This window comes from Coprobacter sp. (assembly GCF_982436375.1).
The window spans coordinates 1-8,248 of record NZ_CEWDCG010000141.1; the positions used below are offsets into that span (position 1 = coordinate 1).

The 8,248-nt window shown below is 40.9% G+C and carries 6 protein-coding genes; 4 read left to right on the forward strand and 2 right to left on the reverse strand.

Annotated elements, in window-relative coordinates; translation table 11 throughout:
• Window positions 1-164: 164 nt before the first annotated feature.
• The 4 genes from aroC to AC1WHX_RS08555 are packed head-to-tail and all read left to right on the forward strand — an operon-like array spanning window position 165 to window position 4,725.
• Window positions 165-1,241: a chorismate synthase gene (aroC, locus tag AC1WHX_RS08540; protein ID WP_270214812.1), complete on the forward strand. Its 1,077-nt coding sequence runs from the start codon at window positions 165-167 to the stop codon at window positions 1,239-1,241.
• A 29-nt stretch (window positions 1,242-1,270) separates the two neighbouring features.
• On the forward strand, window positions 1,271-2,629 hold the full coding sequence (locus AC1WHX_RS08545) for a dipeptidase (protein ID WP_122303770.1): 1,359 nt from the start codon (window positions 1,271-1,273) through the stop codon (window positions 2,627-2,629).
• A gap of 2 nt (window positions 2,630-2,631) precedes the next feature.
• Complete coding sequence (mnmL, locus tag AC1WHX_RS08550; RefSeq protein ID WP_122303771.1) at window positions 2,632-3,564, forward strand: tRNA modification radical SAM protein MnmL/YtqA; 933 nt, start codon at window positions 2,632-2,634, stop codon at window positions 3,562-3,564.
• Between the two features lie 42 nt (window positions 3,565-3,606).
• Window positions 3,607-4,725, forward strand: a complete 1,119-nt coding sequence (locus tag AC1WHX_RS08555) for a DUF362 domain-containing protein (RefSeq protein WP_122337184.1) — start codon at window positions 3,607-3,609, stop codon at window positions 4,723-4,725.
• Window positions 4,726-4,831: 106 nt separating this feature from the next.
• On the opposite strand, the gene AC1WHX_RS08560 is transcribed toward AC1WHX_RS08555, so the two are convergent.
• On the reverse strand, window positions 4,832-6,811 hold the full coding sequence (locus AC1WHX_RS08560; RefSeq protein ID WP_481229154.1) for a right-handed parallel beta-helix repeat-containing protein: 1,980 nt from the start codon (window positions 6,809-6,811) through the stop codon (window positions 4,832-4,834).
• A 148-nt stretch (window positions 6,812-6,959) separates the two neighbouring features.
• Window positions 6,960-8,248, reverse strand: a 1,289-nt coding sequence (locus AC1WHX_RS08565) for a hybrid sensor histidine kinase/response regulator transcription factor (RefSeq protein WP_481229156.1), incomplete at its 5' end; no start/stop codon positions are given.

An 8,248-nucleotide genomic window follows, 5' to 3' on the forward strand; every position in this document is an offset into this window, starting at 1 on the left:
AGATTTTTTTATTGGAAAATTTAAAGTTCTAAATAGTACCGTTTTTATCAGAGTAATAAAAAAATCGGGAAGATTTTACCGTTAGATAAGTTTAATTTCATGTTTTACTATTCAGGAAAAAGTCGTATCTTTACTTGCATATATTTTAGTAATATATTTAGACGATGAATAGTTTCGGAACAATATTCAGGCTTACTTCATTCGGTGAGTCTCATGGAAAAGGAGTAGGAGGCGTTATCGATGGGATGCCTGCAGGAGTTGAGATCGATATGGATTTCATACAGAAAGAGTTGAACCGTCGTCGTCCCGGACAGTCTTCGATTGTTACTCCGAGAAAAGAAGGGGATAAGGTAGAGTTTCTTTCAGGCATATTTAACGGATATTCTACAGGAACACCTATCGGCTTTGTCGTGTATAATGAAAATCAGCATTCCAGTGATTACGATAATTTAAGAGAAGTCTATCGTCCGTCCCATGCAGATTATACATATCAGCAGAAATACGGATACCGGGATCATCGAGGAGGCGGTCGTTCTTCGGCAAGAGAGACGATTGCCCGGTGTGTCGCCGGGGCTTTGGCAAAGTTGGCATTAAGAAGACTCTCTGTCGATATCAAAGCGTTTACCTCTCAGGTAGGGCCGATCAAATTGCCTAAGGATTATACTCATTATGATTTGGATAAGATAGAATCGAATATCGTACGTTGTCCTGATGCTGATACGGCAGAAAAGATGATAGAATTGATTGCGGATGTCAAGTCTGAAGGGGATACGATTGGCGGGGTCATTACCTGTGTCATTAAGAACGTCCCGGTGGGATTGGGTGATCCGGTGTTTAATAAATTACATGCCGATTTGGGTAATGCCATGTTGAGCATTAATGCGGTAAAAGGTTTCGAATATGGTATGGGATTCGACGGTGTTCAGTATCGCGGATCTGAAATGAATGATGTGTTTATAAAAAAGGACGGTAAAGTTTCTACAATGACAAATCATTCGGGAGGAATACAAGGAGGAATTTCCAATGGAGAAGATATCTATTTCAGAGTTGCATTCAAACCTATTGCTACTATTTTGCGTGATATCCGAACACTGGATTATGCCGGCAATGAGATAAATCTGAAGGCAAAAGGACGTCATGACCCTTGTGTATTGCCTCGGGCAGTTCCTATCGTCGAATCTATGGCGGCAATGGTTATTCTCGATCATTTTTTGTTAAATAAAACGAGACATATGGATTGAATGTATTTGAAAAATAAAGATTTGAAAGTATGAATGTAAAAGAATATATTGAGAAAAATCGCGGACGGTTTCAGGAGGAGTTGTTTTCTTTGATCAGAATACCTTCTATAAGTTCAGATCCTTCACATAAGAACGATATGCAAGAGTGCGCTTTGCGCTGGAAAAATTTATTGCTGGAGACCGGTGTCGATATGGCAGAGGTGATGCCGACTTCAGCAAATCCGGTAGTATTTGCTTCTAAAGTTATCGATCCGTCAGCTCCTACGGTTTTGGTTTATGGGCATTATGATGTGATGCCTGTCGAGCCTTTGGAGTTGTGGAATACCGATCCTTTTGAACCCGTAATTCAGGACGGACGTTTGTGGGCGAGGGGGGCTGACGATGATAAAGGTCAATCGTTTTTGCAAGTCAAGGCATTTGAGATTGCTTTGCGGGAGAAGTTGTTGAAATGCAATGTTAAGTTTTTGTTTGAAGGCGGAGAGGAGATCGGTTCTCCCGGGCTTGAAGATTTTTGCCTTGCTCATAAAGACCTTTTGAAATCGGATATAATTTTGGTTTCCGATACGAGTATGGTGGGAGCGGATGTCCCTTCTATTACTACCGGTTTGAGGGGATTGGCATATTGGGAAATAGAAGTGACCGGACCTAATCGGGATTTACATTCAGGTATTTTCGGAGGTGCGGTGGCAAATCCTATAAATGTTTTGTGTAAAATGATCGCCGGAATTACCGATAATGACGGACATATTACGATTCCTGGTTTCTATGATGACGTAGAAGAAGTTTCTGCTCGGGAACGGGAGATGTTGGCTGCCGTTCCTTATAGTGAAGATAAATATCGTGAATCATTGGATGTAAAAGCTCTTTTCGGAGAGAAAGGGTATTCGACGCTGGAACGTACGGCGATTCGTCCGACATTCGATGTTTGCGGAATTTGGGGCGGCTTCACGGGAGAAGGGTCGAAAACGGTTCTTCCATCTAAGGCTTATGCTAAAGTTTCGTGTCGTCTGGTTCCGCATCAGGAACATGAAAAAATATCAGGAATGTTTATCGATTATATCAATCGTATTGCACCCGATTATGTACGGGTAAAAGTGACACCGATGCATGGGGGAGAAGGGTATGTATGCCCGATAGATCTTCCGGCATATAAAGCTGCGGAAAAAGGCTATGAGGATGCTTTCGAGAAGAAACCTTTGGCTGTTCGTCGGGGGGGTAGCATTCCTATTATCGCAGCTTTCGAGAAAGTTTTAGGAGTAAAATCTATTCTTATGGGTTTCGGTCTGGAGTCGGATGCGACGCATTCACCGAATGAAAATATGCCGATAGATATTATGGACAAAGGGATAGAAGCGATTGTCGGATTTTATAGGGAGTACGGAAGATAAGAATGGATGATAAACCTTATGCCGATTTCGGGGTATTCTTGAAAAAATATTTTCGAGGTAAAGTTCAAAAAATTTCTATAAATGCCGGATTTACCTGTCCGAATAGAGATGGGACAAAAGGAAATGGAGGTTGTACTTACTGTAACAATCAGACTTTCAGCCCTGAATATTGCCATACCGACAAGTCTATTACCGAACAGTTGCAAGAAGGAATCGGTTTTTTCGGACGCAAGTATCCCGACATGGAATATTTAGCCTATTTTCAGGCCTACACCAATACTTACGGAGATTTGCGATCGTTGCAGGGTAAGTATGAAGAGGCTTTGAGCGTTCATGGTGTTGTGGGGTTGATTATCGGTACACGTCCCGATTGTATGTCGGATCGACTTCTTTCCTATTTATCGGAGCTGTCGAAAAAATATTTTGTCTTGGTCGAGTATGGCATAGAATCGACATGCGATGAGACGTTGAGAAGAATAAACCGGGGACATACTTTTTCCGATTCTGCGGATGCGGTAATGCGTACGGCAAATGCCGGAGTTTTAGCCGGAGCTCACATGATTTTGGGACTTCCGGGAGAAGATCGGGAAATGATTATTTCTCATGCAGAAAGATTGTCTCAGTTGCCATTGTCGACATTGAAATTACATCAGTTGCAACTGATCCGCAATACCCGTATGGCGTACGAGCAGTTGGAGAATCCTGAAGAATTTCACCTGTTCGATGTCGATGAATATATCGATTTGGTGATTGATTTTATCGAACATTTGAGACCGGATATTACAGTCGAACGTTTTGTTTCCCAGTCTCCCGATGATTTGTTGATAGCTCCGAAATGGGGATTAAAAAATCATGAATTCACTGCTCGTTTATTGAAACGTATGTTGCAGAGGAATAGTAGACAGGGGAAAATGTATGTTCCGTCTGTACTGTAATATATTTTGAAATTGTATTTTTGCAGTCATAAATTTATCGATATGGAAAAGTCTAAAGTTTTTTTTACCGATCTGCACACGACACCGTCCAGTAATTTGTTGGACAAGATGGAACGTCTTTGCCGTAGGGCAGGTATTGCAGGATTGGATTTTTCGAATCCGTTTACTGCAATAAAAATTCATTTTGGCGAACCGGGTAATTTAGCTTATATCCGTCCGAATTATGCAGCTCGTATGGCTAATTTGCTAAGAAGTTTAGGAGCGAAACCTTTTTTGACCGATTGTAATACCCTTTATTCGGGACGTCGTTCCAATGCAGTCGATCATTTACGCAGTGCTATGGAGAATGGTTTCAATCCTATTTCGGCGCAGTGCGATGTAATTATCGGAGACGGACTGAAAGGGACTGATTATAAGGAGATCGAAATAAATCAGGAATATTGTCGGACTGCAAAAATAGGAACGGCAATTGCCGATGCAGACGTGATCGTGACAATGAATCATTTTAAAGGTCACGAACAAGCCGGGTTCGGAGGTGCTTTGAAGAATCTCGGGATGGGTTGTGCCAGTGTCGGAGGAAAGCTGGAGCTGCATTCTGCCTCATCACCCAGAATAGAGGAGGCAAATTGTAAGGGTTGCAATATTTGCGTAAAACATTGTGCTCATGATGCGATACACCTGAATGATCGTCATATCGCTCAAATTGATTATGAAAAATGCGTCGGATGCGGGCAGTGTGTGGCTTTGTGTCAATATGATGCCGCTCAGTTAGGTGAAGGTGATACTTCGGAACGGCTGAACTATAAGATTGCCGAATATTCTTTGGCCGTATTGCAAGATAAACCTCAGTTTCATATCAGTTTTATTATGAACGTATCGCCTGAATGCGATTGCTGGAATCATAATGATGCGGCTATTGTTCCCGACCTGGGTATGGCTGCATCTCTCGATCCGGTTGCTTTGGATATGGCTTGTGCCGATTTGGTAATGAATGCTCCGTTGATTCCGGGCAGTCGTTTAGCAGAAGAACATCCGCATGAACATCTTGAAGGTGTAGATAAATTTGCCTGTCTGCATCCGGATACCAATTGGCGGGCAGGATTGGAACATGCCGAAAAAATCGGTTTGGGTACACGTGATTATGAACTGATAAAGGTATAAATGCAAAATTCTGACCGATAAAGAAAATATTCGATTACACATAAGGCTGTCTCTTTTTTTATTCGGAGACAGCCTTTCTCGTAAAAATGATTAGTTATTAAGCAATTTAGTACGTTATTTTTGCAATAATAATATTCCCTTTCATATCTTTTACCCGAACGATATAATACCCTCTATTCTGAGTTGAATAATCGATTGTTGTCGTATTTTTATTTTGAAAACAAAGTTTTCCGGATATGTTGTATATTGAAACAGATCTGTTTTCGGGCAGATGGAGAATATTCCCGGTTAAATGGATATTCGATGCTTCGGTTGTTGCTTCCGTTTCGGAAATAGCGGTAGTCGTGTTATCCGGTTTTACTATAAAATCATATATGTTCCATCCCGAAGATTTTGAAATAAGGCGAAAAAACAGGTCTTTTGTTCCATCAAAATCGATGCAAATTGTTTTTCCTGTTGCATCGTTAGTTACTTCCAGCAATCCTCCCGGAACGTCGGAGAAATTTATACCATCTGTGGAACTTTGTAATGATAGAGAACGTGGGTTGATATTGACACCTGATGCTGCGACATAACATATTACTTGTTTTACTTTAGATTGTTTGGGGAATTGTACATAAGAGCCGTTTCCGTCTAATTTGGCAGCTCCCGAAGATCCCGGTGCGTTCGCAGCTTGCGATGGAATAAAACTTCCCGATTTGCTGCCAGTTCCTCCTATGGTAATTCCGTGCTGTGTTCCGGTAGTTCCTCCTGTTACTGTCTCGGCCGAAAAGATTCCCGGAATCGTACTGAAGTTTACCGTATAATCTTCGATAGGGTCGGACGGATCGATATCTATATCTCCCGGTTGATATTCGTATGCGCCTAAATCGGGGGCATTACCGTTATAGGAAATACCAGTAATGACGATGCCTTTGTCGATGAGCGAACTGGTCGATTTCAAATGCAGACAGGTGAAATCCGGTAAATTCCCGTTTTCGTCACGATCTGCCAAATATTGATTTATGTTCAGGCTTACAAAATCATCTGTGTTGCAATTCAGATTTTCGTCCCATGTGTTATGACTCATATCTATCTGATCTGTACGACAGCTTATATTCGGTGTCGTATTCGATACTGAAATGCAATTTTTTATCGTTATTTTTTTCCCTTCAGCCAGATCCTGCTGTTTTTCTTTGGCCGCTACGAAAATATAGTCGTTTCCTCCATTAGCATAGGATGTACAATTATATAGAGTCATACTACCTATATTGCTATTGCGGTCAAAACCGTTTTTTTTATTTTTGGCGGCTACGCAATTTTTTAATATGGCATTATGCGAGCGTAAAGCATCAGCATCGCATCCTCCCATTTTAAAACCGTTACCGTCTCCAGCCGCAGTTCCGTCCTGCAATATTCCGTTCATAAAAGCATAACAACCTTCGTAAGTCGTAGTGATGTCGTTGCTGTCTTTTAAATATCCGTCATATCCGTCATCAGAGTTCATCCATGCACGGCAATATCTGAATATGTTACCTGTTCCGGCACTTGTTTTACAAGCGAAACCGTCTGCATTTCCCATATTTTTATCTGCATTATAATATGAATCGCAGTTCAGGATGAGATTATATGTCGCACCCCCTCCGATTTGTAATCCGGTGTCTCCGTTTTCACTGAATCTGCAAAATTCTATTGTGTTGTAGTTTCCCCCATCGATATAAAGGCCATTGTCACCGGCTTTAATAATATCCAATCCTGTAATGTGCCAATAATCTCCCGACAATTGAATTCCCCGGGCATTACTATCGAAGCGAGGTTGTCCGCTGAAGTCCAGAACCGGACGTCCGGTTTCCGGCTCGGGTTGCATCTTGATTGGAGAAGAGGTTGTTCCGTTTCTGCTTATTTTAACGGTTTCCGATAGAGAATAAGTCCCTCCGGCAAGATAGATAACGTCTCCCGGATTTGCTTTTTTTACGGCAGTCGTTATGTTGTAGGGGTTCTCTTTGCTTCCGTCGCCCTCCGGCTTTCCATTTGTCGACACATAATACGTTGTTGCAGAAACGTGTAAAATCAAGAATTGGAACGCTAAAAATAAAATTTTCCGCATGATTTTGTTTATTTAGGTATTTTCTAAATGCAATATTATATCACATAGGAGATAAAAGAGCGTATTTTTCGGTATAAACGGTGGAATATTTGATACATTCGGAATAATAAAAACAAAAACTCCCTATCAGAGAGTTTTTGTTTTTTATTTACTTGTTTTTTCCTTGTATCTTATCTTTATATTCAGTAGGAGTCATTCCGTACTTTTGTTTAAAACACCGACTGAAATAGCGAGGATCGCTGATCCCTACCATATAAGATATTTGAGAAATGTTGTATTCATCGTTACAAATCAGTTCGGTAGCTCTTGTCAAGCGAAATTCTCTTATATACTCTACGGGGGAAAGACCGGTAAGCGCCTTCAGCTTTTTAAAGAAGACAGTTCTTCCCAACCCTACTTGTGATACTAATTCATCGATTGTGAAGTCGCTGTTATCGAGTTCCTTTTCCAATACGACGGTAATTGTATCAATGAATTTCTGATCGCGGGAGTTCAGTACCGGTTGATCGGGACTTTTTGTTTCAGAATTTTTGTTATCGGTAGAGTGAGAAGCGTAGTATTCCTGAAGTTTTTTACGTGCTCGCAAAATGTTCTCGATTTTGGCTTTCAGATAAGTTGCGCTAAACGGTTTGGTGATATAATCGTCTGCTCCGTTTTCCAAACCCTCCATCTGATTCTCAAGCGATGATTTTGCTGTGAGCAAAATTACAGGAATATGGCTCGTATTAATGTCTTCTTTGAGTTTCCGGGTAAACTCTATTCCATCCATTTCGGGCATCATAACATCCGAAATAACAATATCCGGTTGTAAATTGCTTAGCCGGTTCAAGGCATCTGTACCGTTTATGGCTTTATGAACATCATATTCGGAACATAGGATGGTACGGAGAAATTCTTGTAAGTCGATGTTATCCTCAACAACCAGTATAACCGGTTTTCCTGTAGTCTCTTGCCCCGGATTTTCTGCATTGTCCGTATATCCGGTATTTTCTTGAATATTTTTAGTTCCCTTATCTGTTGTTTCGGTTGTCAGTTCTTTTTTGATTAAATCGGCTTCGTTTCCGAAATGCCTGTATCCTTTTCTGAAAGTTACAGTAAATGTACTGCCTTTACCTTCAATGCTTTTTACCTGTATGGTAGCGCCATGCATATTGATCAGTTCTTTTGTTAAGTGCATGCCAACTCCTGTTCCCGGCTGCTTAGAGAGATTTTGTTTTTCGGAACTGGAAAATCTGTCGAAAATCGAATTGATTTTATCTTTATTGATCCCTATACCTTCGTCCGAAACTTGAAGGATTAAGTTATCATTTGTTTCAGAGGTCTTGACCGTAATAGATTTATTCGAGAATGTAAATTTGAAGGCATTCGAAAGCAAATTGCTCAGGATCGTTTCGAGTTTTTCTTTATCAGCCCATAAAATCGCCCCGTGCGAATGAT

Excerpts from the sequence above, each read along its gene's own strand:
- aroC (WP_270214812.1), top strand. The coding sequence starts at position 165 with ATGAATAGTTTCGGAACAATATTCAGGCTTACTTCATTCGGTGAGTCT.
- AC1WHX_RS08560 (WP_481229154.1), bottom strand. The coding sequence starts at position 6,811 with ATGCGGAAAATTTTATTTTTAGCGTTCCAATTCTTGATTTTACACGTT.
- AC1WHX_RS08555 (WP_122337184.1), top strand. The coding sequence starts at position 3,607 with ATGGAAAAGTCTAAAGTTTTTTTTACCGATCTGCACACGACACCGTCC.
- AC1WHX_RS08545 (WP_122303770.1), top strand. The coding sequence starts at position 1,271 with ATGAATGTAAAAGAATATATTGAGAAAAATCGCGGACGGTTTCAGGAG.
- mnmL (WP_122303771.1), top strand. The coding sequence starts at position 2,632 with ATGGATGATAAACCTTATGCCGATTTCGGGGTATTCTTGAAAAAATAT.